General features: G+C 61.6%; 19 protein-coding genes. 2 read left to right on the top strand and 17 right to left on the bottom strand.

Features of this window, described 5'->3' with window-relative positions:
- The first annotated feature begins 8 nt into the window (after positions 1-8).
- Positions 9-809: a hypothetical protein gene (locus tag QEH57_RS11110; RefSeq protein WP_309006799.1), complete on the top strand. Its 801-nt coding sequence runs from the start codon at positions 9-11 to the stop codon at positions 807-809.
- A gap of 58 nt (positions 810-867) precedes the next feature.
- Here the strand turns inward: QEH57_RS11110 and QEH57_RS11105 are convergent, their stop codons facing one another.
- From QEH57_RS11105 to QEH57_RS11025, 17 genes are all read right to left on the bottom strand, one after another.
- On the bottom strand, positions 868-1,371 hold the full coding sequence (locus QEH57_RS11105; RefSeq protein ID WP_309006798.1) for a ferritin: 504 nt from the start codon (positions 1,369-1,371) through the stop codon (positions 868-870).
- A 59-nt stretch (positions 1,372-1,430) separates the two neighbouring features.
- Positions 1,431-1,598: a hypothetical protein gene (locus QEH57_RS11100; protein ID WP_309006797.1), complete on the bottom strand. Its 168-nt coding sequence runs from the start codon at positions 1,596-1,598 to the stop codon at positions 1,431-1,433.
- A 167-nt stretch (positions 1,599-1,765) separates the two neighbouring features.
- On the bottom strand, positions 1,766-2,698 hold the full coding sequence (locus QEH57_RS11095; RefSeq protein WP_309006796.1) for an AraC family transcriptional regulator: 933 nt from the start codon (positions 2,696-2,698) through the stop codon (positions 1,766-1,768).
- Positions 2,699-2,817: 119 nt separating this feature from the next.
- Positions 2,818-3,960 carry a PepSY-associated TM helix domain-containing protein gene (locus tag QEH57_RS11090; protein WP_309006795.1) on the bottom strand — a complete coding sequence of 381 codons (1,143 nt, stop codon included), beginning with the start codon at positions 3,958-3,960 and terminating at the stop codon, positions 2,818-2,820.
- Between the two features lie 82 nt (positions 3,961-4,042).
- On the bottom strand, positions 4,043-6,082 hold the full coding sequence (locus QEH57_RS11085; protein ID WP_309006794.1) for a TonB-dependent receptor: 2,040 nt from the start codon (positions 6,080-6,082) through the stop codon (positions 4,043-4,045).
- 121 nt (positions 6,083-6,203) lie between these two features.
- Positions 6,204-7,343 carry a PepSY-associated TM helix domain-containing protein gene (locus QEH57_RS11080; protein WP_309006793.1) on the bottom strand — a complete coding sequence of 380 codons (1,140 nt, stop codon included), beginning with the start codon at positions 7,341-7,343 and terminating at the stop codon, positions 6,204-6,206.
- A gap of 108 nt (positions 7,344-7,451) precedes the next feature.
- The gene (locus tag QEH57_RS11075; RefSeq protein WP_309006792.1) at positions 7,452-9,461 is read right to left on the bottom strand and encodes a TonB-dependent receptor; all 2,010 of its coding nucleotides are present in this window, start codon (positions 9,459-9,461) and stop codon (positions 7,452-7,454) included.
- A gap of 126 nt (positions 9,462-9,587) precedes the next feature.
- Entirely contained in the window at positions 9,588-10,238 is a 651-nt protein-coding gene (locus QEH57_RS11070; RefSeq protein ID WP_309006791.1) for a nitroreductase family protein, read from the bottom strand.
- 195 nt (positions 10,239-10,433) lie between these two features.
- Positions 10,434-11,279, bottom strand: a complete 846-nt coding sequence (locus tag QEH57_RS11065; protein WP_309006790.1) for a hypothetical protein — start codon at positions 11,277-11,279, stop codon at positions 10,434-10,436.
- Complete coding sequence (locus QEH57_RS11060) at positions 11,276-11,596, bottom strand: hypothetical protein (RefSeq protein ID WP_309006789.1); 321 nt, start codon at positions 11,594-11,596, stop codon at positions 11,276-11,278. The genes QEH57_RS11065 and QEH57_RS11060 overlap by 4 nt, the downstream gene beginning before the upstream one ends.
- A 99-nt stretch (positions 11,597-11,695) precedes the next feature.
- The gene (locus tag QEH57_RS11055) at positions 11,696-14,458 is read right to left on the bottom strand and encodes a response regulator (RefSeq protein ID WP_309006788.1); all 2,763 of its coding nucleotides are present in this window, start codon (positions 14,456-14,458) and stop codon (positions 11,696-11,698) included.
- Positions 14,459-15,073 (bottom strand): hypothetical protein, encoded by a 615-nt coding sequence (locus QEH57_RS11050; protein WP_309006787.1) that lies wholly within the window; start codon positions 15,071-15,073, stop codon positions 14,459-14,461.
- A gap of 269 nt (positions 15,074-15,342) precedes the next feature.
- Positions 15,343-16,440, bottom strand: coding sequence for a PepSY-associated TM helix domain-containing protein (locus QEH57_RS11045; protein WP_309006786.1), 1,098 nt, complete (start codon positions 16,438-16,440; stop codon positions 15,343-15,345).
- 80 nt (positions 16,441-16,520) lie between these two features.
- Positions 16,521-18,680 (bottom strand): TonB-dependent siderophore receptor, encoded by a 2,160-nt coding sequence (locus tag QEH57_RS11040; protein WP_309006785.1) that lies wholly within the window; start codon positions 18,678-18,680, stop codon positions 16,521-16,523.
- 357 nt (positions 18,681-19,037) lie between these two features.
- Positions 19,038-19,958 (bottom strand): hypothetical protein, encoded by a 921-nt coding sequence (locus tag QEH57_RS11035; protein WP_309006784.1) that lies wholly within the window; start codon positions 19,956-19,958, stop codon positions 19,038-19,040.
- Positions 19,943-20,623 carry a Fe2+-dependent dioxygenase gene (locus QEH57_RS11030; RefSeq protein WP_309006783.1) on the bottom strand — a complete coding sequence of 227 codons (681 nt, stop codon included), beginning with the start codon at positions 20,621-20,623 and terminating at the stop codon, positions 19,943-19,945. Before QEH57_RS11030 ends, QEH57_RS11035 begins: the two co-directional genes overlap by 16 nt.
- 121 nt (positions 20,624-20,744) lie before the next feature.
- The gene (locus tag QEH57_RS11025; RefSeq protein WP_309006782.1) at positions 20,745-22,895 is read right to left on the bottom strand and encodes a TonB-dependent siderophore receptor; all 2,151 of its coding nucleotides are present in this window, start codon (positions 22,893-22,895) and stop codon (positions 20,745-20,747) included.
- A gap of 272 nt (positions 22,896-23,167) precedes the next feature.
- Here QEH57_RS11025 and QEH57_RS11020 point away from each other — a divergent pair, with 272 nt between their 5' ends.
- Positions 23,168-25,936 carry a bifunctional aconitate hydratase 2/2-methylisocitrate dehydratase gene (locus QEH57_RS11020; protein ID WP_343224770.1) on the top strand — a complete coding sequence of 923 codons (2,769 nt, stop codon included), beginning with the start codon at positions 23,168-23,170 and terminating at the stop codon, positions 25,934-25,936.
- Positions 25,937-26,008 lie beyond the last annotated feature (72 nt).

Here is a 26,008-nt window from a genome sequence, read left to right as displayed (position 1 = left end):
GAACTTTGGTGAAACGGCTTTGGCGGGCTTGGGTCTGGCTGGGGATGCGTTTCGCTTTCTTCTCTTTCTTCTTTTCTTTGGTTTTGGGGCTTGGCTCGGCGAGCGGGGCGAGTCCGTTCGAAGGTCGCATCGACTATGCCGTCAATAGCGGCGGCATGGAGATGAGCTATTCGTTTTGGGTGAAGGGGAACCTTTGGCGTTCCGAGCTGCGGAGCGGGAGCCAGCTTTTCGAGCTGCGCCTAGGAAATCTGGAAAGCGGGGAGGCGTATTTGGTCAACAGCGGGGGCGAGAGCTACCGGGCCTTGGGGCGGTCGGGTGGCCGCGGTCCGGGAGGCGGGCCTCCGTCGGGCGGCCGCAGCTGGAAGGAGGAGAAGAAGGAGCCGAACTTGGAGAAGCTGCTGTCGGTTTCTGGCGAGACGACGGCTTTGCTTGATCGCGATGCGGTAGCGGAGGTTTTGAAGGGGCCGGGCAAGAAGCTGCGCTTTTGGTGGAACGAGGACTTGGGTCTTTTTCCGGTGGAGGCGCTGCCGCGCTTGAAGGGCTTCGAGGGGAAGGAGCAGGTGTTGTCGTTCTATTTCAGGGAGCGGGCAGGGGGCGTTCCCTTGAAGATCGAGATTCCGAAGGCTTCGGGGAAGAATGCGTTTTCGATGGAGGCGGTTTCCTTGGAGGAGATGGCCTTGGTGGATAGCTTTCTGTCCTTGCCGGATGGATACAAGATGGAGGTGGGAGGCCGTCCGATGGGAGGCGGCGGGGGAGGAGGTCGTCGCCCTGGTGGCGGTGGCGGCGGACGCCAAGGACCGCCGATGTAGGGGAGCTCTCGCTCGCGCGGCGAGCGAGAGGTTCGGGTAGAGGGGATGGCGGCGAGCGTTACTCGCCTTCGGGCGAGCGTTCGCCGGCGAGGCGGTCGAGCATGAACATGGCTTCGGTATTGCCTTCGGCCCGCTTGAGCTTGTCGATCATGTCGCCCACGCTTTTTTCCTCTTCGACTTGTTCGTCGATGAACCACTTGAGGAAGGAGACGGTGGCGTAGTCGTCGCAGCTGTGGGCGATCTTGTAGAGATTGTTGATGGCGGCGGTGACCTTCTTTTCTTGGGCGAGGCTCGCTTCGAAGACGGCGAGGGGGGAGTCGAAGTCCTTTTTGGGAGCTTCGATGGCGGGCAGGGTTACGGTGGCTCCGCGATCGAGCAGGTAGGAGTAGAACTTCATGGCGTGGGTGCGTTCTTCGTCGCTCTGGGTCGACATCCAGTTCGCGAAACCGTCCCAAGCGTTGGCTTCGAAGTAGGAAGCCATGGAGAGGTAGGAGTAGAAGGCCTGGAATTCCATGCCGATCTGCTCGTTGAGAGCGGAGATGAGTTTGTCGGAAAGATTCATGGCGTTAGGGTGTAACGAGCGCGCCGGTTTGTCGAGTGCGCGCCGGAATCTTTGTCCGCTTAAGCGCTGAGCTTCCGCGCCTTGCAGAGGTGGCTGCTGCAACCGGCGACGCGGGCGCACTTGCCGCATACGTAGCGTGGGCGGGCCACGAGAAGCTGGATTTCGTCGAAGTGTTCTTTGATGGTGGTCTTTTTGAGACCGCAGAGGGACTTGATTTTAAGCTTCATGGTGGATGCTAGAATGGACGGTTCGCGCCAACGAACCGTCCCCTCTAATGACATAGTGTTTCCGAAAAATGTGAGCGTAGTATGCCGTTTTTTGGCGAGGTCCGCTACCCCGAGCGGGATTTCGGCAGCCCCGAGAGGGATTCTTGGCGGGAAGGGAGCTCATCGACTTAGCTGCTGGTGGCTTCGCTGGGGTTGATGCCGAAGGCTTGCTTGAAGGCGCGGGCGAAGTGGCTGGGGTTGGAGTAGCCGACGGCGTTGGCGGTTTCGATGACGGAGGCGTTGGGCTGGCGCAGCATTTCGCGGGCTTTCTCCATGCGGATTTGGCGGAGGTAGCCGAAGATGGTGGTGCCGTAGAGTTCCTTGAAGCCGCGCTTGAGCTTGAACTCGTTGAGGTGGACGGCGCGGCTGAGGTTGGCGATGGAGTGGTCTTCGGCGAAGCGTTGCTCCATGAGTCGGGCGGCGGCGGCGAGGGCGTTTTGCTCGCGGGCGTCCCGCAGGGGGGCGATGGCCCGACAGGGGGAGAAGACGGGTTGGTCGAGGATGAGGGCGAGCCATTCGAGGCTTTTGGACTCGATGAGCAGGCGTTCGCGGGTGTTGTCGCCCTCGAGGGCGGCCAGCTCCTGGGCGATGGCGAGGAGCCGTCCGGTGCTGGGGTGGCCGCTGAGGTGGGGGAGATTGGCGTCGGTGAGCTGGGGGGAAATGGTGTCGGAGAAGCCGGTGAGGCCTTGGCTGGCTTGCTGGTCGAAGCCGATCCAGAGCAGCTTGGCGGGCTCGGGCGCCAGGAAGCTGAGGGGGGCGTGGGCGGGCTTGATGAGCAGCCAGTCGCCGGCTTGGCAGGCAATTTCGCCCTTGTCCGCCTGGGAGATGCGGAGGGATCCGCTGGCGAGGAAGGCGATTTGCAGGAAGGAGCGGGCGGGCCAGTCGAGCGGGCTTTCGATAGGGGAGGCCACGGCGGCTCGCACGAAGCTCATGCCGGGCCGCTGCTCGAAGCGCTTGAGTTCGAGGGCCGGGCCGGCGGCGGACGCGGTCAAGCGCGACGGAGCCTTGAACGGGCAGTAGGTCGTCAAGGCGGGCGCTGGGTTTTGCTTTAGCTCCTCCATCTCGGTTTAACGGAAAAGCGGATCTAGCCGCCGCCGTTTTGCCTGTCAAATGCAAATGAGACACGTTCGCAACAGATTGGGCGAGGGATGGCGGCTTTGGGGGTCGCTGGGCCTGGCATTTACTTGCGGAAGAAGCGGCGGTAGCTGAGGGCGAAGCCGGTGTAGACGAGCACGAGGGAGGCGGCGGTGGCGAGGCAGGCGACGATCTTGCCCCAGGTGCCGAAGCCGGCGCCGGTGTGCAGGAAGCGGGTCCAGACGCGGGCTCTGAGGCCGGGGCTGCGCTCTTGGAAGGGGGTGAATTGCAGGATTTTTCCGGTGTAGGGGTCGACCTCGACGGGGGTCCAGGCCCGGCTGGGCATGTAGTCGGGGCGGGTCAGGTAGAGTTCGACGGGGCGGGTGGCCGGTTCGCGTACTGGTTGCGTGGATACGGGGATGCCGATGTGTTCCCAGTCGGGGAAGCGTTGCTGGGTGGAGGCAATGAGTTGGTCGTTAGGGAGCAAGGTGGCGCCGTCTGGCGGAGTGGGGAGGGTAGCGGGTGGGACGGCCATCATGCCGAAGGTGCGGGATTTGGTGGGTTGTTCGCCGTAGAGGAGGAAGGGGATCTTGTGTCCCCATTCGTAGGAGATGACGACGGCGGTGCCGGCGAGGACGAGGAGGAAGGGGAGGCTCCAGAATCCGAATACGGTGTGCCAATTGAAGTCGCGGGCCTTGCGGGTGGACTTTTTCTTGAGGAGGAGGCCGTTCTTGATGAGGCGCCATTTGAGGACGCGAGGCGTCCAGAGGTAGAGGCCGGTGAGGCAGAGCAGGAGGAAGGCGAGGTTGCAAGCTCCGTTGATGTGGCGGCCGATGAGCCAAGTGTCTTCGCTGTCCATGCCGAGGAAGCGGTGCCACATTTCGAGTTCGTGGAGGATTTCGTGGGCGGTGTGGGCGCGGCTTTCGGCGAGTTCGCCGGTGTAGGGGTTGACGTAGAGGGGGTCTTCCCACTTGACGAGGAATTGGTAGGCTTCGCCGGGGTCGCTTGGGACGTTGAGGTAGTCGAAGGCGTAGTCCGGGCGTTCTTGGCGGACGATGGCTTGTATTTGTTCTATGGATAAGGGTGTCGCGTCGGCGGGCGGGGTGACGCGGGAGACTTCGCGGTCGGCCCAGGCGAGGATTTCCTCTTCGAAGGCGATGGCGATGCCGGTGATGGACATGATCGCGATGACGGCTCCGGAGACGAGGGCGGAGACGAGGTGTATCCAGAATATGGTTTTGCGAAGCATGGAAGGAGGAAGTTGGCTATTGAATGGAAAAGCCGCCTCGACGGGCGAGGCGGCTAGATGATCAATGAAATGGTGTCGCTGTCTAGAACTTGTAGGAGGCGGAGAGGCGGATGTCGCGTCCGGGCTCGTAGGCGCCGACGATGGATTCGTAGTCAGGGATGTGGGAGAAGTCCTCCATGCTGCCGTGGCTGCGGTAGAGCTTGTCGAAGACGTTTTTCACGGTGAGGTTGAGGGTTACGTTTTCGATGAACTCGGGGCTCCAGCGCAGGTAGATGTCGTGTGTGCTGTAGCCGGGCTTGTCGATGCTGCCGGTGGTGTCTCCGTAGGCGGAGGAGGGGATGAGGATATCGATGTCGTCGACTCCTTCCACGAGGCGGACGTTCCAGCCGAGGTCGAGTTGGGAGTTGGCCTTCCAGAAGGCGTCGAGCACCCAAGTGCTGCCCATGGTGGCGGCGATGGAGCCGTACTGGTAGCGGGTGGCTTGGTGTCCGTTTACGGTTGTATCCGCATTGTCATACAGGAGGCTGACGTTGTAGTTATCGGCGCTGTAGCTGGTGCGGGCGTAGAAGCCTTCAGTTTCGAGCTGGCCGAGGTTGGTGTAGAAGGTGCCCCAGGGGACGGAGCGCAGGGCGTCCTTGTCGGCTTCCTCGGTGTTTACGATGATGTCGTCGATCTTGTTCTTGAAGAGGCCGAACTCGAAGGAGAATCCGTCTTTGGCGTAGTTGATGGCGACTTCGTTGTTGCGGGCGGATTCGCCCTTGAGGTTGGGATCGTTGTTGGAGCCGTAGCGGCCGTTCCATTCCCAGAGCTTGAAGGCGTCGTTGATCTCGGGGCCGCGGAAGGCGTGGGCGCTGCCGGCGGTGAGGGTGATCTCAGGCGAGAGGGTGTAGGATAGTCCGATGTTGGGGCTGAAGTCGTCGTTGCTGATCTTCTGGCCCTGCAGGTCGTTGAGCTCGTAGTCGTCGAAGCGGGCGCCGAGGGTGACGACGAGGTCTTCGGAGGCTTGGATGCGGTCTTGGATGAAGAGGCCTTTGACGTTGGCGTCTTCCTGGCCGTCGAAGGCGGAGCCGACGGTGCCGGAGACGATCTCGTCTTCGCGGTAGTCGAGGCCGTAGGTGAGCTCGTGGATGCCGAGGTTTTGAGAGTTGGCGAGGTAGAGCTGCTTGCTTTCGATGTTGCCGTGGTAGGCGTCTTCGGCGCCTTGGCGGATCTCGCCTTCGCTGAAGCTGAGGCGGGTGTCGAGGTTGAGCCAGTCGTTTTGCTCGGAGTCGAGGGTGTAGCTGAGCACGGCGGTCTCGCGCTCGGACTCGAGATAGAGGAGTGGATTTCCTGGGCCGACGAAGGACCATTCGGGGCGGCGGAGGTGGTCGCCGGACTCGAGGATGTTTTCGTAGCTGAATTCGAGGCGTTGGCCGTTGGAGAGTTCGCCGACGATCTTGCCGAAGAGGACTTCCTGGTCGGAGTTGGAGCCAGGGGAGGCGTTGCCGTCGGCGTCTTCGAGGTCTTCGTGCTCGGAGGTCACGTAGCTGGCGAGGCCGCTCCAGGCGTCGTTGAATTGTCCATACAGGGTGGCGCTGGCCTTGTAGCCGTCGGTGTTGTCGTAGTAGCCGTACTTGAAGAGGCCGCCGAACTGCTGGTCGTCGCGCAGGAGGTCGCTGGGGTCCTTGGTGACGAAGCGGATGGCTCCGCCGAGGGCGCCGGGACCGTCGGTGGCGTTGCCAATGCCGGACTGGATTTCGACGCGTTTGAGCAGTTCTGGCTCGAGCACGTTGCGACCGAGGTGGTGGAAGAGGGCGCCGGACTGGGAGGCTCCGTCCACGCTGACGTTGAGCATGGCTTCGCCGATGCTGCGCACGTAGATCTTTTGGGCGACGGCGGTGGAGCCGCCGACGGTGATGCTGGGGTCGAGGGAGAGGGCGTCCTCGAGGTCGGTGGCCTGGCGTTGAGAGAGGTCGCGCTCGGTGATCTGGAGGATCTTTTGCACGCCGTCCGCTTGCACGGTGAAGGGGGCCAGGTCGAAGACGTCGTCGTCTTGGGCGGCCAGTGGCGTTGCGAGCCCTAGGAGTCCGAGGGCGGCGAGGATAGAGTTGTATTTGTAGTTTGGTTTCATGAGTTCAGCCATGTGAGCTTTTTGAGCGCGCGAGACTGAACGAAAAGGGGGCGGCCCGCTACTCCAAGCGGGATTTCCAGGACCCCGGGAGGGATTTTTTTAGCTTTGCGGGGGAGGGGCGGGACTTTCTCGGCTAGCCGAAGAAGCGGCGGTAGCTGAGGGCGAAGCCGGTGTAGACGAGCACGAGGGAGGCGGCGGTGGCGAGGGTGGCGACGATCTTGCCGAACAGGCCGAAGGCTTCGCCGGTGTGGAGGAAGCGGACCCAGACGCGGGCTTGCATGCCAGGGGAGCGGTCTTCGAAGCGGGTGGCTTGCAGGACTTCTCCGGTGAAAGGGTCGACGGAAATGGGGGTGTAGCGTTCGCGCTCGAAGAATCCGGGCAGGTAGAGGCCGACGTTGAGCGGCTGCACTGCTTGGGCGGGCAGGAGCGGACGGGGGAAGTTGACCCAGAGCAATTGGTAATCGGGAAAGGCGGCAATCGTTTTGTCAGCGATTTCCTGATACGGAAGCGGTTGGGCGTCGGCGGGGTGCTCGGGCAGGGCTGGGGCTTTGACCATGAGCATGCGGAAGTCGCGATGTTCGGGCGCTTCTTCGCCGGCGAGTTGGAAGACCAGCTTGTGGCCCCAGTTGAAAGAGATGACGACGGCGGTGGCGACGAGAATGACTAATACAGGCAGGTTCCAGATTCCGAATACGTTGTGCCAGTTGAAGTCGCGGGCTTTGCCTTTGGCCTTTTTGTTGAGGGTGAGGGCTTTTTTGAAGAGGCGGCTTTTGAGGGCGCGGGGAAACCAGAGGTAGAGGCCGGTGAGGCAAAGGATGAGGAAGGCGAAGTTGGATACGCCGGTGATGAGGCGTCCTGTGGAGTTCGTGCCCTCGCTCGCTCCCAACCAGCGGTGCCAGGCCTCGAGCGTGTGGAGGACGTGATGTGCGGGGCCGGCTTTGGACTCGGCAAATTCTCCGGTGTAGGGGTTGGCGTAGAGTTCGCGATCGCGGCCTTGTAGGAACTTGTAGGCCTTGTCGTTGGAGGGATAGGTTTGGAAAGCGGTGGTCTTGAAATCGGGGTAGGACTCGGGGATGCGAGCGAGTAGCTCGTCGATGGTGAGTTTGGCGGAGGTGTCGGCTGGGACTTCGACCTTGCTGAGGTCGTGGTCGACCCAGTCGAGGATTTCTGCTTCGAAGGCGATGGCGATGCCGGTGGCGGACATGATCGCTATAACGGCGCCTGCGATCAGGCCGGAGAGGAGGTGTATCCAGAAAATGGTTTTGCGGAGCATGTCATTTTACCCACGAAGGGCACTAAGGGATGCGAAGGTGATGTTGGGTAAAAAAGCCGCCTCGGAGGGCGAGGCGGCTTGTAGATCAATGAAAATGTCTGGAGCTGTCTAGAACTTGATCGAGGTGGAGAGGCGGATGTCGCGGCCGGGGGCGGCCAGTCCGGCGACGCGTGCGAGTTGGCCATTGTAGCCGGCGGTGGCCTGGTCGACGTAGAACTTGTCGAAGGCGTTGTCGAGGGTGAGGGTGAGGGTGATGTTTTCCTCTTCTCCGGTGGTCCACTGGGCGTAGAAGTCGTGCACGGCGTAGGATGGCTTGTGGGCGAGCGGTTCGGTGGATTCGTCGTATTTCTCGACGAAGTTGAGCGACCAGCCGACGTTGAGCTTCAGGTCGGGAAAGGCGTAGGCTGTATTGGCGTTCCAAGTACGGCCGTAGGAGCTGCCGAGGCCGAAGTCGGTGTCGACGAGGGGGGCTCCGTTGAGTTCGGGCTTGGAGTGGGAGACGCCGAGGCTTGAGGTGAACTCGCCGTGGCGAAGGCCGAAGGTGAAGTCGTAGCCGTCGACTTCGAGGTCGCCGCCGTTGTCGCGGATACCGCTGGAGAGGATGACGTCGTCGATGCGTTGCTGGTAGAGGGTGCCGTTGGCGAAGTAGGTTCCGTTGTCGTATTGGAAACCGATTTCGAGGTTTTTGGCCCACTCGGGATCGATGGAGTCGTGGTTGGTGACGCCGCCTTCGTTGGCGGTGATGAGGTCGATGGGCGTAACGCCGCGGAAGGCGGTTCCGTAGCTTACGTTGAGGTCGAGTTCGTCAGTAGCGGCGAAGCTGATACCGAGGTTGGGAGAGAAGCCGGAGTCCTTGAAGGTTTGGCCGTCCTTGTCGCTGTATTCGTATTCGTCCCAGCGGATACCGAAGGAAGCTTGGAGCCTGTCGGTGACTTGCCATTCGTCTTGGGCGAAGAAGCCGAGGATCTCGATGGTCTCGTCTGGGATGGTGGTGTAGACGAGCGGTGGGAGGAAGCTGGAGAAGGGAGGGCGGAGAGTTGTTTGGCCCTTGCCGGTGAAGTAGGCAGTGTCGTCGCGGTAGTTGAGTCCGTAGTTGACGGTGTGGTCGCTGTAGGCGGCGGTGTTGGAGAGGTCGAAGCCGAGGCTTTCGTAGCCCATCTCGTATTGGTCGGCGCGGTCGACGCTGTTGTCGGTGTGGTAGAGCTTGGCCTGGAGGTCCAGGTTGCGATCGGAGGCGACGTAGCCGTAGCCGAGGGTGGCGGTTTGGCGGTCGAAGGTCATGAAGACGGGATCGTTCGGGGCCCGAGGGTGGTTGAAGTCGCCGTAGAAGTTAGGTCGGTGGCGGAAGGTACCTTCGTTGCTGCGGTCTTCGAAGCTGAAGTCGAGCGTCTGGTTGGCGTCGATCTGGGCGTCGAGCTTGAGGAAGGCGCGGTCGGTGTCGCTGCTGGTGAGTTCCACGGTGTCGCCGTTGCCGTCCTTATAGTCGTTGGATTCTGAATACGTGTAGGCGAAGAGGGCGGAGAGGGTGGAGTTGACGTTTCCGTATAGGGCTCCGGTGAGCTTGAGCTGGTCGCCGTTGCTGCCGTAGCTGACTTTGGCGAAGGAGCCGAAGGTGTCGTCGCCTTCGAGGAAGTCGGCGGCGCCTTTGTTTTCGAAGCGGATCACGCCGGCGAGGGCGCCCGGTCCGGCGGAAGCCGCTCCGGCCCCAGGCTCGGCTTCGGCGAACTTGAGCAGTTCGGGCTCGATGGAGTACTGGGCTTGGTGGTGGGAGAGGTAGCCAGCTTGGGTGGCTCCGTCGACGGAGACGTTGAGCATCTTGTCCTCGATGCCGCGCACGTAGATTTTTTCAGCAGCGGAGATGCCTCCGCCCACCATGATGGAGGGGTCTTGGGAGAAGATGTCGGCGAGGTCGACGGCCTGCAGGCGCTCTAGGTCCTTGTCGGTGACGTGGACGATCTTTTGGGCGCCGAAGGCGTAGGTTTCTCCGGATACCACGAAGGGGGCGAGGTCGATGACGTCCTCGGAGGCGCTGACTTCGCTTTGGGCGAAGGAAAGGGTCGTGGCGCCGAGGAATCCTAGGGCGGTCGCGAGAGAGTTGAAAGTTTGCTGGGTAGTCATGATTTTTGCCATGCGGGTTTGCAGAGTCCGCGACTATGGCGAAAATCGGTCGACGCCTCAGCCCCGAGCAGGATTTATCGCGCCCCGAGAGGGATTATTTTAGACGAGGCGTCGGGGCGACCGGCATTACAAGGTCACGTAGCGGGCCCAGTCTTGGTGGGGGCTACGGGAGTGGCGGAGTCCGCCGGCTTTGGTGGTGGCGTCGGCGAGGTCTTGCGGGAAGAGAAAGAGGGAGCCGAGGAGGATCTCGGTCGGGGGGATGCCGAGCAGGCTGAAGGTTTCGGCGGAGCGGAGGGCGCCGCCGCTGGACCAGTAGTTGGGGAATTCGAGGGTGGTGGCGGCGAGCAGCATGTTTTGGATCGCGGCGGACGCGGCTGCGATGTGTTCCATGTTTTGGATACTCGGTTCGAAGAGGGCGTCGCTGGGCTCGGCGGCGGGGTTGGGGAGCCAGGTGACTTGTATCAGGTAATCGGCGACGGCGAGCATTTGGGGGATCTTGGTATTGTCGCCTTGCTCGATGAGAAGCTGGCGGAGCTTGCGGCAGTTTTCCGAGTCGAGGACGTAGCAGCGCCAGGGTTGGATGCCGGCTAGCGCTCCGGAGCGGTTTTCGCGGGCTGCGGGCTTGTGGAAGGGGGCTTCGGTGGCGGCGGCGAGGATTTTTTCGATGGCGGCGGGGGCGGGGTCGCTTGGGGGCCAGGGGGCGTCGGCCATGGCTTTGGTGGTCCGGCGCTGGCGGAGAATTTGGGCGAGGGCTTGGTAGTTCGAATCGTCTTGCATGGCGGTCGCGTGGTTCTGCTTCCATTGAAGGGGGCAAGGGCGGCGGCGAGTCAATTCGAATGGGTAGGCGGAGGGGGACCGTGCCCTTAGCTGTGGACGAGCAGGATGAAGGCGAGCAGGAGGCAGAGCGGGCCGATGATGCAGAGGGCGCTGCGGGCGAGGTCGGCTTGTTTTCGGGTCACGGCGGGGCTGGGCTTAGATGAGTTCGGGTATGTGATCATGGAGGATGTCGGTGAGGGCGCGGCGGTCTTCTGGGGTGTCGGCTGCTTCGAGGAGCAGGAGTTGGGAGCGGTCGGGGCCGGAAGCGTAGAGCTGAGGGGCGCCTTTAGCGGTGAGGGCGAGGCTTAGCTTTTCGACGGCGGCGAGATCGAGCTGGAGGGAGCTGAGCGGGGAGCTGCAGGTGAGCAGGGTGTCCTCGACTTCGACGATATCCGGCTTGAGGGGCCGTCGGTTGCTGGAGACTTCGTTGACGAGGGTGACTTCGACGCTGCGGCCTTGGTCGCTGAGCAGGCTCAGGAGGGTGGCTAGCAGGAAGGGGTGGAAGGGAAGCTCCGTAGTGTTGCCGGGGATACGGGGAAAGGGGCGGGGTGTGCCGGTCGCAGGGACAGGCATTTTCGTTTGGGAGAGGGCTTGCACGTAGCGTCCCCACTGGTAGGCGGGGATTTGGTTGGGGGCGCAGAGTTGGAGGCGCTCTTGGCCGTGCTCGTTGCGAAGTTCGACGCGTCCGGGGCTGCCGCAGCAGTCGCAGTGTTGCACGCGGGAGAGGAGTTGGCTGGTTGCGGCGGGGTGGAGAATGAAGCGATGGTCTGGCGAGTAGGCGAAGCTTCCGATTTCGACCCAGTCGAGGGTGGGTGGCTCGATGATGGCTACGAGCCGGGCGAAGTCGTGTTTGCTTTGCAGGTAGAGGTTATCGAAGCGTGGAGCGGCTTGGTTGAAGAGGTCCAGGGGCGAACAGTTTAGCGGGATGGTGCCGTCGGAATGGGTGCGAAGGCAGAGGGCGGGGGATTGGCTAGGCGTTTGCGGGGAGAGTAGTCGGTTCATGCGGACTCGATCTTCTTGAATTGCTCGGAGGGCAGGATTTGGGTGCTGACCCTGGCTTGGGGGCAGAAGGAGGCGATGCGTCCGGCGAGGCGCCAGACCGCTTGGTGGGCGAGAGCGGACTCGATATCGACGGTGAGGATGACGTGGGGCTTGGCGCCGAGGTCTTCGCTGATGGCGAGCGGGGAGGAGAGCTTCAAGTCGATGGCGCAGTATTGGGCGATCTTCCTGATTTCGTGGGCGAGGGAGGATTTCTCCGCCTTGATGCTGCAGTGTATTCGCGAGGCGGATACCCCTTGGGTATCGAGTGGCTGGATCATGGGTGGATCCTAGCGGAAAGCCTGATCCGTCGCTACTCCGCGACGGATTTTTGCGACCCCGAGCGGGATTTGGGGAGCAGCCTAGAGGCGACCCTGGCGTTAGTTTTTACCGGAGCGAGCCTTGCACCAGCGTTCGACGGCTGCTTTTAGGGAGCTCGTTTTCAGGGGCTTGGTGAGGTAGTCGTCCATGCCGGACTGCACGCAGATCTCCCGGTCTCCTTCCATGGCGCCAGCGGTGATGGCGATGATGGGGATGCGGGAGCGTCCCTCGGTGTCGTCGAGGCGTCGCTGGCTTTCGATTTCGCGGATCTTTCGGGTGGCTTCCAGTCCGCCCATTTCGGGCATTTGGCAGTCCATGAAGATGGCATCGTAGCGGTGGCGGGAGGCTTTTTCGACGGCTTCGATTCCGTTGTTGGCGATGTCGACCTGGCAATCGATTTTATTGAGGAGTCGCATGGCCAGCTTTTGGTTCACGGGATGGTCTTCCGCGAGCAGAACCGTGTAAGCTTTAGGGGTGTCGTCCTGGGCGATGCTTCTCGGTTTGGTATCGGCCCGGCGTTCGGTGGTTTTGGTGACTTTGCCCTGCGGAGGTGTCGCGGTCGCGGTGGTGAGGGCTTGGGCGAGCAAGCGGGGGCGGATGAGTGGCTTGAAGAGGTGCGACTGGAATCCGCTTTCGAGCAAGGCCTTGATCTGCACTCGGTAGGCGGTGGAGCCGAGGGCGACGAGGAGCGGTGTGGGGATGGTAGGGTTTGACTGGATACGTTCGCGAAGCTGGTTGCAGTCCATGTCGGGCAGCAGGTAGTCGAGGATGGCGATGTCGAAGGGGCGCCCTTCGGCTGTGGCTTGGAGAAGGCTGTCGAGGGCTTGCTTGCCGGTGGCGGCGGTGCTGGCCTCGATCGCCCAGTCCTGCAATTGGTCGCGCAGCAGGTTGCGGTTGATTTCGTGGTCGTCGACGACGAGGACGCGGCGTTTTTGGAGTTCGCTCGGCAATTCGATGGGGGCGATCTCTTGTGGCGTGGCGTTTTTGGGGATGGTGAACCAGAAGGTGGATCCCGCGCCGACGGAGCTGCGCATGCCGATGTTGCCTCCCATGAGGTTTACGAGGTGCTTGGAGATGGCGAGCCCGAGGCCGGTGCCGCCGTAGCGGCGGGTGGTGGAGGAGTCGGCTTGGTTGAAGCTGGTGAAGAGCTGCTTTTGTTGTTCGGGGGTTATTCCGATTCCGGTATCTTCGATTTCGATACGTATTTTGCTGGAATCCGAGGAGTCGGTTTCTATGCGGAGGAAGACGTGTCCTTCGTCGGTGAACTTGATGGCGTTGTTGGCGATGTTTGTAATGACTTGTCGGATACGACCGGGGTCGCCTACGACCTTTGGACAAAAGTCTTTCTCGAACTTGACGGCGAGCTCGACACCTTTGGTCTCGGCGGCGGGGGAGAGGAGCATGGCGACGTCGTCGATGGCTTGGCTGAGGTCGTAGTCGATGTTTTCGACGACGAGCTTGCCGGCTTCGATCTTGGAGATGTCGAGGATGTCGTTGATGATATTGAGCAGGACTTGGCTCGAGTTTTGGATGGAGGTGGCGAATTCCTGTTGTTCTTCGTCGAGGGGGGATTCGAGCAGGAGGTTGGTGAAGCCGATGACACCGTTCATGGGGGTACGGATCTCGTGGCTCATGGTGGCGAGGAACTTGCTCTTGGCGATGTTGGCGGACTGGGCTTCCTTTTCGAGGCGTTTGGATTCGTTGAGGGATTCGACGAGCAGGGCGTTGGCTTCTTCGACGGCTTCCTTGGCGGCGCGGAGTTCGGCTTCGCTTTGCTTGCGGTCGTCGATATCGATCATGACGCCGCGCAGGAGGATAGGTTCGCCGGCTTCGTTGGTTTCGACGGTCACGAGATCGTGCAGCCAGACGTAGCTGCCGTCCTGGGTGAGTATCCTGTATTCGAAATCGTGGGACTCGCCGTGGGCGGTGCGCTTTTGGCAGAGGTTGAGGATTCGCTCCTTGTCGTCGGGGTGGAGGTGGTCCTTCCAGAAGCTTGGGTTTTCGGTCCATTCCTGGAGGGGGTAGCCGGCGATGCGTTCGGCTTGCTTGCTGACGAAGCTGAAATGGAAGCTGTGCGGGTCGGCTTCCCAGACGATGCCGTTGATATGGTTTACGATGTTGGAGAATCGTTTCTGGCTTTGGCGCAGTTGGGAGGTGCGTTCGAGGACGATGCGTTCGGTGCGCAGGTGAGCGTTTTCCAGCTCGGCTTGCTGGCGCGCCTGGACTTTCATTTCGCGGATGCTTTCGATGCAGTTGCGAACGATGAAGATGTCTTCGAAGATGACCCATGCTGCGTGCTCGACCCAGCGCCAGGGGGAGGAGGTGAGGATGCCGAATACGGAGCTCGGCCACCAGACGCCGCGTATGAAGTGGTCGAGGGCGATGATGAGGGTGGCGGAGGCGATGACGCGCCAGTCGCGGTAGAAGCTGAGGAAGGCGAGGGAGCCGAATACGTGGAAGTGGGTCTCGAGTCGGCCGCCGGTGAGGTGGATGAGCAGGGCGGAGAAGAGGGCCTGGGAAACGGCGATGACGTGGCGGGTGGCGGTCTCGCCGGGGCGGGTGTAGCTGAGGTAGACGGGGAGGCTGGCAATGGCTCCGCCGAGGAAGATGGCTGCCCATACGTTGATATGGATGGCGCTGATGTCGCCGGTCCATTCAAGCGGCGTGAAGATGAGGGCCGCAATGATGCCCCCGATCCATTGGGCGATCATGAGCTTGGAGAACCAGCGGTCGGTCCTTTGCAGGATCTTCGAATGCTGGGTTCGGAAGATGACGCTCGCTTGGGCGTCGATCTGTTTGTCTAGAGAGTGCAGGTCTGGCATTTAGAGAAGGTCTGAGGCGTTCTCGAGGGAACAGCCGAAGGTCGGCGTTGAGCAAAGGTCGAGTGGGGCGAGCTGGCGGGCGATGGCTTCGAGGTCGTCCATGCCGCGGCTGGGGCCGGCGTGTCCTCGGGATGCGGTCATGCCGCCTTGGAAGCGGAGGTGGCCGTCGGGATCGTAGGCGATGGTGGCTCCGGAGACGTGGGTGCCGAGCAGGGAGGCGAGTTCGCCGTCGATGTCGGCCACGGCGCGGGCGTGGGGCATGGCTTGCAGGCGTTTCCAGTAGCTGTTGTCGCGCAGCTCGGCGTCGGGAGCGCTGCGAACGAGGCCGACGACTTGGATGGAGTCGGGGTTGCGGGCGATGAGGCGGTCGACTTGTTCGAGGCTGGCGCCGGTGCAGGGGCAATCCGGGTGTACGGCCATGAAGAGGGTGAGCGGTTTTTGGGGGGAAGCGAAGGGGGCGAGTTGCGCGGGAAGGGCGACGGGGGCTTCGTTGGGCTGGCCGGCGGCGAATTCATGGTCCAAAAGCGCGAGGGAGCCGGCTCCGATGCCTCCGAGCCACAGGGTGGCGACGAGCAGCAGGGCGCTCTTGGGTTTCCTCTTCGATTCTTCGGTCATGACGTGGCGTTCTTGTCCGGCTAGGCATGCCTACTTTTTGGCGCTCAGTAGCTTGACGGATGTCGTCGAAACAAGGCCTCCCCGGGTTTTTGGAATCGGTGTCTACGGCCCGAAATTTAGCCGAATTTGCCCCTTCCTAGGGGCATTACCTGGCAACTGGCCTTGAATAAATAGGCGCGGCTCGAAATTTCGGCGAAAGGGCGAGGTGCGGGCGCGAAAAAGGCGTCCCTTTTGGGGGGACGCCGTGAAGCTGGGATCTTCGTTTGGTTTCAGCCTTGCGGTGGTATGCGCTTCTTTTTGCGGCGGCCGCGCTTGAAGAACATGATGGTGCCGGTGAGGGAGAGGGCGGCGGGGCTGAGTCCGGCGAGGCACCAGAGGACTTGCGAGCCGAGGCCGGCGAAGCTGCCGAAGTGCAGGGGTTCGAAGGAGTCGAGGACTTGGGCCCAGAAGCCCGCTTGGCTGAGGTCGGAGGAATGGGTGACCTCGCCGCTCTCGGCTTTGACCCAGACGGAGCTGCCGTAGGGGCTGTTGAGGACGCCGGCGCCGGGGTGTTGGCCGTAGAGGTAGAAGGTGGGATCTTCTGCGGTGGGGAAGTAGATGTAGTTGAGGGAGTAGCCGGGGATGCTGTGGTCCGCGATGGAAGCGAGCGCGTCGAGCTGGTCGGCCCGGCCGGGATATTCGCTGGCGTTGGCGTGCTCGTCCTCGTGGTCGTGCTCGATGAGGTCGTGCAGTACGTGGCTGATGTTCCAGTAGGCGCCGGTGATCCCGAAGATGAGGTTCATGGGAATGGTGGCGATGCCGATGGCCTTGTGGAGGTCGGAGCAGAAGATGCGGGCGCTGGCGCCCCAGCGGAGCTTGAGGAGGTTTTTGAAGAAGGGGCGGTGCAGGTAGATGCCGGTGATCGCTAAGAAGAGGAAGCCGAGGGCGAAGATGCCGGCGATGGCCATGCCGAAGTGGTCGGCGAAGAAGGTGTAGTGCAGATTGACGAACCAGCCGTAGAGGGTTTCGTTGTAGCCGTAGGGGCGCTCGGCGGTTTCGCCGGTGTAGGGGTCGACGTAGAGGATGTGCCACTCGTCTCCGCCGCGTTCCATGAGGTAGGCTTTGTCGCGGTGGGGGGACTGGTGGTTGAAGAGCCAGCCGCGTATCCAGAAGTTGGGGAACTTTGACTCGACCGTTTGGGTGAGCTGGCTGACGGGGAGGCGTTGGACGTCCGGGCTGTAGTTTTGGTTGAGGGTGGTCTCGGGGGCGAGGGCGTCGGAGATTTCCTGGTGGAAGACGAGCACGCTGCCGGTGAGTCCGATGACTGTGAGGGCGAGGGCGCAACAGAGGCCGATCCAGGAATGGAGTTTCCAGATTCTTTTTTTCATGCGTTTTCGGAATACAGAAGAGTCCACCCGCGGAGGACGCGGGTGGACTTTTTTTGATCAATGAAGGTGTCGCGAGAGGGCTAGTACTTCCACTTGAGGGAGAGCAGCAGGTTGCGCGGCTCGCCGAATTGCGGGTAGTCGAGGTTGGCGAGGTAGATTTCGTCGAGGGCGTTCTTGGCGCTGAGGGTGGCGGAGAATCGTTCGTTGATGGCGTAGTTGAGGTGGAAGTTGAGCAGGGTGTAGGCGCCTTGGCTGATCTCTACGTTTCCTTGGCCGGGGATGTATTGGCTGCCGATGATCTCGCTTTGCCAGGTGGCTCCGCCGCCGATGGCGAGGCGGCTCCACTCGCCGGGGAACTGGTAGTGGGTGGAGAGCTGCACGAGGTCGTCGGGAAGGTTGGTCCAGATGGGGTCGCCTTCGTGGCGGCTGGTATCGTTATGGGTGTATCCAAAAATCATGGACCAGTCGTCGGTGACCTTGCCGCTGAGCTGCAGCTCGAGGCCTTCGGCCTTGGTGCCGTCGACTCCGATGCTGGGGAACTTGCCGCTTTCGAGGGGATCGGGGTTGAGCGGGTCGGCGACGGCGAAGTTGTCTTGCTCGGTTTGGAAGAGGGCAGCGGTAAAGGTGGCGCGGCCTTCGGCGAAGCTGGACTTGAGGCCGATCTCGTAGTTGTTGCCTTGGACGGGATCGAGGATGTTTCCGAGCGCGTCCACGCTGTCCTGCGGTTCGAAGATGGTGGTGTAGCTGCCGTAGAAGGTGAGGTTTTGATTGAGGTCGTAGGTAAAGCCGACGTAGGGGGTGAACTCGTTTTCGATCTCGTATTGGCTGTTCAGATACGCGGTTGCACCGGTATCGTCGCGGGCGTAGTCGATGGTATCCCATTTCGTGATACGGCCGCCGAGGATGGCGGAGAAGGCCTCGGTGAGGCGGAGGCGGGTGGAGGAGTAGAGGCCGGTTTGCTTGGTGCGGACGACGCCTTGGCCGGGGAGGTAGGCGAGTTCCATGGCGGGCTCGGCGCTGCCGTCCCAGGTATAGAAGTTGTCGATAGCGAAGTTCCAGGGAGTGCCGGAGAAGCCGGACGCGGTGTTGAGGGCTACGCTTTCGTAGTCGGCGTGGCTGGCGCCGAAGACGATGTCGTGCTCGCGCTCGAAGAGGTCGAACTTGCCGTTGAGGTAGAGGTCGAGGCTGTTGCGTTCGTCGGAGCTGTCCCAGGAGTAGCCGGTGATGATGACGCCGGAACCGTCGTCCTTGTTGAGCCAAGTGGCGGCGTAGGCGTTGGCGTAGGTGCTGAGGCTTTCTTCGTCGCCGGTGGTGTGGTTGACGGCGGCCTTGAGTTGCCAGCGCTCGTTGAGGGCGTGCTCGAGATTGACGAAGGCGGTGCTGGAGTGACGGTGCCAGTAGGCCCAGTCGGTAGCGAAGTTGGTGGTGTGCGGAAGCTCGGAGGGGGTACCATCGGCCGCGAGGGGCGGGATGGTGCCCCAGACGGAGGCGGTGGGCTCGTTATCTTGGCGTTGGAAGCCGAAGGTGAGGGTGGAGTTTTCGGCGAGGTCGGCGGAGAAGGTGGCGAGGTAGGCGAGCTTGTCCTCGTGGTAGCGGTCGCGGAAGCTGTCGCGGTCGGTGAGGGCGGCGACGAAGCGGCTACGGAATTTGCCGTCCGCGGTGATGGGGGCGTTCACGTCCACTTGGGTGCGGAAGTAGTCCCAGGAGCCGACGGTTTGGGTGACGGAGGCGGCGAAGGTTTTGCCCGCTTGCTTGCGGTGGAGGTTAACGGTGCCGGAGGGCTTGCCGGAGCCGCTGAAGAGGCCGTTGGCGCCGCGGAGGATTTCTACGCGTTGGTAGAGGGCGGTGTCGAATTCCTGGTTGGTGTCGCCGCTGTAGGTGGGGATGCCGTCGACTTGGAAGTCGGTGATCTGGAAGCCGCGGGAGAAGTAGAGCGGGCGTTGCGTGTCGTACATGGATACGTTGACGCCGGTGACGTTGCGCATGACGTCGTCCATGTTGTACATGGATTCCGCTTCGAGGCGGGAGCTGTCGATCAGGCTGATCGTTTGGGGCGTTTCGCGGTCGGAGAGGGGGAGGCGAGTGGCGGCGCCGATGGAATCGTAGTGGTCGCCGAAGACGGTGAAACCGCTGAGCTCGAAGGCTTGGTCGCCGGTGACGGGCGTATCGACGCTGTTTTGGGCGCTGGCGGCGGCGAGGCCGAGGGCGCTTCCTGCGAGGAGAGTATTCAGGTAGTTCATTTCTGTATCCGGTTTGGGTTTGCGTGGGGCCGGCGTCGCTGGCGCGCGCAGGCTTCCACGTGGCGGGAGGATAGCAGAAAGGGAGGCTGGCTTGCCGCCCCGTCAGGGATTCCGAATGCTCCGAGCGGGATTTTTAAGAGTCGGTAGTTGGCGCAGGGTGCCGTCGTGACTCCTGCGCCTACCGGCTAGCGGGAGCGGATTTGCGCTGGGGGGCGCGAGTGGTCGTCGAGGATGCCGTTAAGGATGCAGGTGGCGATGACGGTGGGTGAACGTTATGAACGAGTTGAATCCTTTGCGGAGCTTGCGGCCTTTCTAGGCGGGTTGGGATGGGCTGTTGCCTGGTATTGTTGTTCGGTTCTAGAGGGTGGGGAGCTCTTGGTGGAGCTCTCCGAGTTGTTGGGAAAGGGCGGCGAGCTGGTCTTGCTCCTGTGGGGTGGTGCCGGCGTTGCGGGCAGCGAGGCTGATTTGAGTGATGGCGCTCTTTATGGCTTCGCGAGCGGTTTCGATAAGGTGGATACGAATGGATTCGTCTTGGAGGTTTTGGAAGTGGCTGACGATTAGGGCGGGAAGGTTCTCGGGGCAGTGGGTAGCGAAGAGGAGGCAACCGAAGTGGAAGAGGCGTTTGCTCGCTTCGGCGAAGGGTTCTTGGTTGAGGTAAGGACGAAGGGCTCGGATGTGGACGAGGGCTGTTTGCAGGTGGAATCCGGCTTGCTGGGCGAGGGGTTCTTGCTCGTGGGCGGGGAGGGTGGGAAGCAGCTGTCCGGCGGCGTCGCAGTAGGCGCGGGCGGCGAGGACGGCTAGCTCGGTGTCGGTGGGATCGGCGAGGCGTTCGAAGCGATTGGCTTCGATGGCGGTGTTCGCGGCTTGGAGGGCGGCTGGGTGTTGCTCGAGGTCGAGGAGGAGGTTGGCCTGGTTGATGAGGGAGCCGACGCGGTTGCGGCGGGGCCAGGGAAAGCCGGGGGCATCGAGCTTTTCGAGCAGGTTTGCGGCTCGCTGGAAATCGCCTAGGGCAAGGTCGGCTTGGGCGAGGCCGTGGAGTTGATGGCGGAGTTGCCCGCGGTTTGAGAGGGCGGCTCCGAGGGAGTTGGCGGTTTCGGAGGTGCGAGGCAGCGTATCGAGAATTTGGATAGCCTTGGAGTAGGCGGCGATTGCGACGTCTAGGGAGTCGCTAGCTGCGGACGCGGCGAGGCTGTGTCCGCGGTTCATGGCGGATTTGGCGCGTTGGTAGGCGCTGTTGGGCTGCTCGTGGCCGCGCGGTTCGTTTACATCTCGGCCCATTGGCGGAGGAGGTTGTGGTAGACTCCGGTGAGCTGGACGTTGGAGGGGTGCTCGGGGTGGTCGGCTCCGAGGCGTTGGATGGCTAGGTCCATGTCGAAGAGCAGGGAGCGCTGGGTGTCGTCGCGGAGCATGCTTTGTATCCAGAAAAAGGAACAGAGGCGGGTGCCTTTGGTGACGGGGGTGACGTGGTGGAGGCTGGTGGAGGGGTAGAGGATGGCGTGGCCGGCGGGGAGCTTGACGCGTTGGGTGCCGTAGGTGTCTTCGATGCAGAGCTCTCCGCCTTCGTATTCGTGGGGTTCGGCGAAGAAGAGGGTGCAGGAGAGGTCGGTGCGGATTTGCTTTTGGGTGCCGGGGATGACGCGGATGGATCCGTCGACGTGGGTGCCGAAGGTTTGGCCGCCGGAGTAGCTGTTGAACATGGGCGGCAGGATGTGCAGCGGCATGGCGGCGGACATGAAGAGGGGATTGCTGCCGAGGGCGCGGAGGATGAGGTCGCCGACTTGCTGGGCGGCGGGGTCTTCCGGGAGGAGCTGGGCGTTGTCCTTGACTTTGGCGCCTTGGTGGCCGGCGGATGCTTTTCCGTCTACCCAGTTGGCCGCTTCGAGGATGCGGCGGGAGTGGGTGACTTGTTCGGGAGTCAGGAGGTTGGGAATGGAGATGAGCATGTGGTTGGGGAGGTAGGGAGGCGGGTCAGGTTAAAGAACAGGATGAGGAGCCGTGGGGATGAAAGGGGCGCCCTGAAGGATCAGGGCGCCCGGAGCTTTCTCAGATATGAATTTGTACAGCCTAGAACTTGTAGTAGGCGGTGAGTTTGGCGGAGCGGGAGGCTCCGGGGACGGAGCGGTTGGAGCTGCCGCGCTCGATGTATTTCTCGTCGGCGACGTTGTCGACGTTGAGGCGGAAGGAGAGCTGCTCGTTGAGCACGTAGCTAGCGGTGAGGTCCATGAGCCAGAAGGAGGCGTCGGCTGGAGCTTCGACCGTGGAGCTATAGGCTTGCGAGCCGGAGTAGCTGGCTCCGCCGCCGAAGCTGAGCCTGCTGGTGGCTTGGTAGTCGAGCCAGAGGTTGAAGGACTCGGAGGGGGAGTAGCTGAGCTCGGCGCCGACTTCGTCGAGGTTGGGCGAGTCCTTGATCTCGGTGTCGAGCTGGCTGTATCCACCGTACACTGACAGGCGATCGGTAATGTTGCCGGAGAGGCCGAGCTCGAATCCTTTTACGGTTTGCTTGCCGAGGTTGGTGTATTCGGTGCCGCGTCCGCCGAGGCTTGCTCGGGCGTTGTTTTTGTCGGATTGGAATACGGCAGCTGCGAAGGAGGCGCGGCTTTCGAAGAGGTCCCACTTGGTGCCGAGCTCGAGGGTTTTGGTCTCTTCTGGCTCGAGGTTCAGGCTGGCGCTGGAGGTTTCGCTGTCGCTGAGGGAGAAGTTTTCAGCGGTCGGGTTGAAGGAATTTCCGGCGCCGAAGTAGATACTGCCTTCGCGGACGGGCTTGTAGACGAGTCCGAAGCGGTAGCTGGTCATTTCTTCCTTTTGGGAGAGTTCGGAGGTGGCGACTCCGTCGGTAGCGTCGACGTAGTCGGAGTCGAAGCTTTCCCAGCGAAGGCCGGCGTTGACTTGCCACTTTTCCCCGATGGAGAGGGTGTCGAAGGCGTAGAGGGCGACTGTATCCGATGTTCCGCTACGGACGCGACCGCTACGTTCGTCAGCAGAGAAGGTGAAGGGACCGTCGGAGTAGGGATCGATGGCGTTGCGGACGGGATCGGGCGAGATGGAGTTATGGGAGTAGTTGTCCGCTGTCTCTGTGTTGAGCTCGAGTCCGGTGGAGAAGGAGTGGGTGAGTTCGCCGACCTTGAAGGACCCGGAGAGGGTGGTGTGGTTGGCGATGTTTTCGTTGTACTTGTCCTTGGCCTTGTCGCTGGTGCGGATGTAGCCTTCGGGGGTGCTGTCGTTGGGGCCGGCGGGGGCGGTGTAGATGGCGTCCGACTTGGAGGTGTAGTAGGATGAGACGTTGCGCAGGGTGAGTCCGTTGGCGAAGTTGTGTCCGACGGAGAGGGTGGCCCGGTCGTTGTCGACTTCTGCGAAGTCGCGTTCGGGGTAGCCATAGAAATTTGAATACGAGACGAGCGGGTTGCCGAAGAGGCCGGTCCACATGCCGTAGTCGCCCATGTCGTCTTGCTTGAGCTTTTCGTAGCTGAGGGTGACTTGGGTGTCCTGGCCGAGGCCGAAGGAGAGGCTGGGGTTGAGGGCCCAGGAGCTCTTGTAGACGAAGTCGCGTCCGGCCACGTCCTCGTCGGTAGCCATGCCGGTGAGGCGGAAGGCGATGCCCTTTTCGCCGTCGATGACGGAATTGGAATCGAAGACGAGGCGCTTGTGGTTATGGGTGCCGATGGAGAGGGAAGCGGTGTCGGTTTCGCTGAGGTTGGCTTGCTTGGTTACGAGGTTGACGGAGCCTCCGGTGGAGCCGCGGCCGTAGGTGGCGGAGGCGGGGCCTTTTGAGACCTCGACTTGCTCGAGGTTGTATGCGTCGCGTGAATACTCGCCGCGGTCTCGTACGCCGTTTACGAAGATGTCGTTGGCTGCGGAGAAGCCGCGTACGAAGAGGTTGTCGCCGGGAGCGGCTCCGCCTTCGCCGGCGCGGAAGGTGATGCCGGGGGAGTTGCGCAGGACGTCCTGTAGGCTGGTGGCGCCTTGGGCTTCGAGGATTTCTTCGGGGATGACGTTGATTGTCTGAGGGGTGTCGCGGAGGGCGACGGTGAACTTGGGGGAGGAGAGGGCGAAGTTGTCGCCCTTGACGGCGAAGGGGTCGAGCTCGACGGCGTCGGTGTCTTCGACGGCTGCGTTCGACTGGGCGTTGACGCTACCGGCCACGAGGAAAGTCTGGGCGATAGCGGCGGCGCGAAGTCCGAAGTTTTGAGAGGGAGAGGATGGTTGGGTTGAGTTCATAGGATCTGTCATCTGCGGGGCCTTTCAGAGGGAAGGCTTGTCCGTTGGATTAGGAGTCGGACTATAGGGCGATTTGCGGAAGGGATCCGCCCCGAACGGGATTTTGGGCGCTCCGAGAGGGATTTTTGGAAACGCGGTTGGGAGCTCGGCGGAGCGGTCGATGTTGGCGAGCTCTTTGCGCGGTGGGGGACTGCCTCGGTTCTCCCCTGCGTGATCCCTCTCAGAATCTTCTTGAAATGACTGAGCTGCAGGAGCCATTTTTCCTACTAGATATGAGCTTGTATTCAGACTACTTAAAAGAGATCGAAGAGCGTAAGGGCCAAGGCTTGAGCCCAAAGCCGATAGATGGGAGCGATCTCCTTTCCGAGATTATCTCGCAGATCAAGGATCTCGGGCACAAAGACCGTGAGGATTCTCTTAAGTTTCTCATTTACAATACCTTGCCAGGGACTACGAGCGCGGCTGGCGTTAAGGCGAAGTTTCTCAAGGAGATCATCCTTGGGGAATCGGTGGTGGAGGAGATCTCTCCGGAGTTCGCTTTCGAGTTGTTGTCGCACATGAAGGGGGGGCCTTCGGTGGAGGTTTTGCTCGACCTCGCTTTGGGCGAGGATGCGGCGATCGCGAGCTCCGCGGCGGAAGTTCTGAAGACGCAGGTGTTTTTGTACGAAGCCGATACGCAGCGGCTGGAAGAGGCCTACAAGGCGGGGAACGAGGTCGCGAAGGACCTGTTGGAGAGCTACGCGAAGGCCGAGTTTTTCACGAAGTTGCCGGACGTCGAGGAGAAGATCGATGTCGTCACCTATATCGCCGCGGAAGGCGATATCTCGACCGATTTGCTGTCGCCGGGCAACCAGGCGCACTCCCGCTCCGACCGCGAGTTGCACGGTAAGTGCATGATTTCCGAGGCGGCGCAGAAGGAAATCCAGGCTTTGCAAGCGGCCCATCCCGGCAAGCGCGTGATGTTGATCGCCGAGAAGGGCACGATGGGGGTGGGTTCCTCTCGCATGTCCGGCGTGAACAACGTCGCTCTTTGGACCGGCAAGCCTGCGAGCCCGTACGTTCCTTTCGTGAACATCGCTCCGATCGTAGCTGGCACCAACGGGATTTCTCCCATCTTCCTGACGACCGTGAGCGTAACGGGAGGTATCGGGATCGACCTGAAGAACTGGGTCAAGAAGCTCGACGCCAACGGCAAGCCGGTGCTCGACGACAATGGCGACCCCATTCTCGAGCAAAAGTACTCGGTCGAAACGGGCACGGTACTGACCATCAACACCAAGACCAAGAAGCTCTACAAGGGCGACGAGGAGCTGGTCGACATTTCTTCGGCCCTGACGCCGCAGAAGCTCGAGTTCATCAAGGCTGAAGGCTCTTACGCGATCGTATTCGGAAAGAAACTACAGAATTTCGCGGCCCAAACTTTGGGGGTTCCCGTGGCGCCGGTTTACGCGCCTTCGAAGGAGATCTCTCACGAAGGGCAGGGGCTGACGGCGGTCGAAAAGATCTTTAACAAGAATGCGGTCGGCGTGACGGACGGCAAGGTCTTGCACGCGGGATCGGACGTACGCGTTAAGGTGAACATCGTAGGTTCGCAGGACACGACCGGCTTGATGACGGCCCAGGAGCTGGAGTCGATGGCGGCCACCGTGATATCTCCGACGGTCGATGGCGCTTATCAGTCCGGCTGCCACACTGCCTCGGTTTGGGACAAGAAAGCTCAGGCGAACATTCCGAAGCTGATGCAGTTCATGCATGGCTTTGGCCTGATCACCGCTCGCGACCCGAAGGGCAAGTATCATGCCATGACGGACGTTATCCACAAGGTTCTGAACGACCTGACGGTGGACGAGTGGGCGATTATCATCGGCGGCGATTCGCATACTCGCATGTCCAAGGGCGTGGCCTTTGGCGCGGATTCCGGCACGGTGGCGCTGGCCCTGGCAACGGGCGAAGCGACGATGCCGATTCCGGAATCGGTCAAGGTTACCTTCAAGGGCGACCTGAAGGACCACATGGACTTCCGTGACGTCGTTCACGCGACGCAGGCCCAGATGCTGCAGCAGTTCGGAGACAACGTTTTCCAAGGCAGGATCATCGAGGTGCACATCGGCACCTTGCCAGCGGACCAGGCCTTTACCTTCACGGACTGGACTGCGGAAATGAAGGCCAAGGCGTCTATTTGCATTTCCCAGGACGAGACTTTGATCGAGTCGCTCGAGATCGCGAAGAGCAGAATCCAGATCATGATCGACAAGGGCATGGATAACGATGCCCAGGTGCTGCAGGGATTGGTCGACAAGGCGAACAAGAGAATCGCGGAAATCAAGTCCGGCGAGAAGCCTGCTTTGACTCCGGACGCGAACGCGAAGTACTCTGCGGAGTTCGTGGTGGATCTCGATCAGATCGTCGAGCCGATGATCGCCGACCCGGACGTGCACAACGAAGATGTATCCAAACGCTACACACACGACACGATTCGTCCAGTTTCCTACTACGGTGGGGAGAAGAAGGTCGACCTCGGTTTCGTCGGTTCCTGCATGGTGCACAAGGGCGACTTGAAGATCGTCTCCCAGATGTTGCGCAACTTGGAGGAGCAGCAAGGAAAGGTGGAGTTCAAGGCTCCGCTCGTGGTTGCGGCTCCGACTTACAATATCATCGACGAGCTCAAGGCGGAAGGAGACTGGAACATGTTGCAGAAGTACTCCGGTTTCGAATTCAACGACGAGGCTCCCAAGGGCGCGGCTCGCACGGAGTACGAAAACATGATGTACCTCGAGCGTCCCGGCTGTAACCTCTGTATGGGCAACCAGGAGAAGGCGGCCAAGGGCGACACCGTGATGGCGACCTCGACCCGCCTCTTCCAAGGGCGCGTGGTGGAGGACTCCGAGCGCAAGAAGGGCGAGTCCCTGCTCGCATCTACGCCAGTCGTAGTGCTTTCGGCAATACTGGGACGGACTCCAACCATGGACGAGTACAGGGCCGCAGTGGAAGGCATCAGCTTGACGAAGTTCGCCCCGCCTCGCGAAGCGATGTTGAGCTAAGGCTTCTAGATAATTACAACAAAGTCCGCGGCACCTTGGTTGCCGCGGACTTTTTTTGCGCTCCGCCCTGCG

It is taken from the genome of Pelagicoccus sp. SDUM812005 (assembly GCF_031127875.1).
In the GTDB taxonomy this organism is placed as follows: domain Bacteria; phylum Verrucomicrobiota; class Verrucomicrobiia; order Opitutales; family Opitutaceae; genus Pelagicoccus.
The sequence above is the reverse complement of the archived record's forward strand: the minus strand, read 5'-3'. Positions and strand labels throughout refer to the sequence as shown.

Coding starts and splice junctions, on each gene's coding strand:
- QEH57_RS11105 (WP_309006798.1), bottom strand. CDS start 1,371: ATGAATCTTTCCGACAAACTCATCTCCGCTCTCAACGAGCAGATCGGC.
- QEH57_RS11100 (WP_309006797.1), bottom strand. CDS start 1,598: ATGAAGCTTAAAATCAAGTCCCTCTGCGGTCTCAAAAAGACCACCATC.
- QEH57_RS11095 (WP_309006796.1), bottom strand. CDS start 2,698: ATGGAGGAGCTAAAGCAAAACCCAGCGCCCGCCTTGACGACCTACTGC.
- QEH57_RS11090 (WP_309006795.1), bottom strand. CDS start 3,960: ATGCTTCGCAAAACCATATTCTGGATACACCTCGTCTCCGCCCTCGTC.
- QEH57_RS11085 (WP_309006794.1), bottom strand. CDS start 6,082: ATGGCTGAACTCATGAAACCAAACTACAAATACAACTCTATCCTCGCC.
- QEH57_RS11080 (WP_309006793.1), bottom strand. CDS start 7,343: ATGCTCCGCAAAACCATTTTCTGGATACACCTCCTCTCCGGCCTGATC.
- QEH57_RS11075 (WP_309006792.1), bottom strand. CDS start 9,461: ATGACTACCCAGCAAACTTTCAACTCTCTCGCGACCGCCCTAGGATTC.
- QEH57_RS11070 (WP_309006791.1), bottom strand. CDS start 10,238: ATGCAAGACGATTCGAACTACCAAGCCCTCGCCCAAATTCTCCGCCAG.
- QEH57_RS11065 (WP_309006790.1), bottom strand. CDS start 11,279: ATGAACCGACTACTCTCCCCGCAAACGCCTAGCCAATCCCCCGCCCTC.
- QEH57_RS11060 (WP_309006789.1), bottom strand. CDS start 11,596: ATGATCCAGCCACTCGATACCCAAGGGGTATCCGCCTCGCGAATACAC.
- QEH57_RS11055 (WP_309006788.1), bottom strand. CDS start 14,458: ATGCCAGACCTGCACTCTCTAGACAAACAGATCGACGCCCAAGCGAGC.
- QEH57_RS11050 (WP_309006787.1), bottom strand. CDS start 15,073: ATGACCGAAGAATCGAAGAGGAAACCCAAGAGCGCCCTGCTGCTCGTC.
- QEH57_RS11045 (WP_309006786.1), bottom strand. CDS start 16,440: ATGAAAAAAAGAATCTGGAAACTCCATTCCTGGATCGGCCTCTGTTGC.
- QEH57_RS11040 (WP_309006785.1), bottom strand. CDS start 18,680: ATGAACTACCTGAATACTCTCCTCGCAGGAAGCGCCCTCGGCCTCGCC.
- QEH57_RS11035 (WP_309006784.1), bottom strand. CDS start 19,958: ATGGGCCGAGATGTAAACGAACCGCGCGGCCACGAGCAGCCCAACAGC.
- QEH57_RS11030 (WP_309006783.1), bottom strand. CDS start 20,623: ATGCTCATCTCCATTCCCAACCTCCTGACTCCCGAACAAGTCACCCAC.
- QEH57_RS11025 (WP_309006782.1), bottom strand. CDS start 22,895: ATGAACTCAACCCAACCATCCTCTCCCTCTCAAAACTTCGGACTTCGC.
- QEH57_RS11020 (WP_343224770.1), top strand. CDS start 23,168: ATGAGCTTGTATTCAGACTACTTAAAAGAGATCGAAGAGCGTAAGGGC.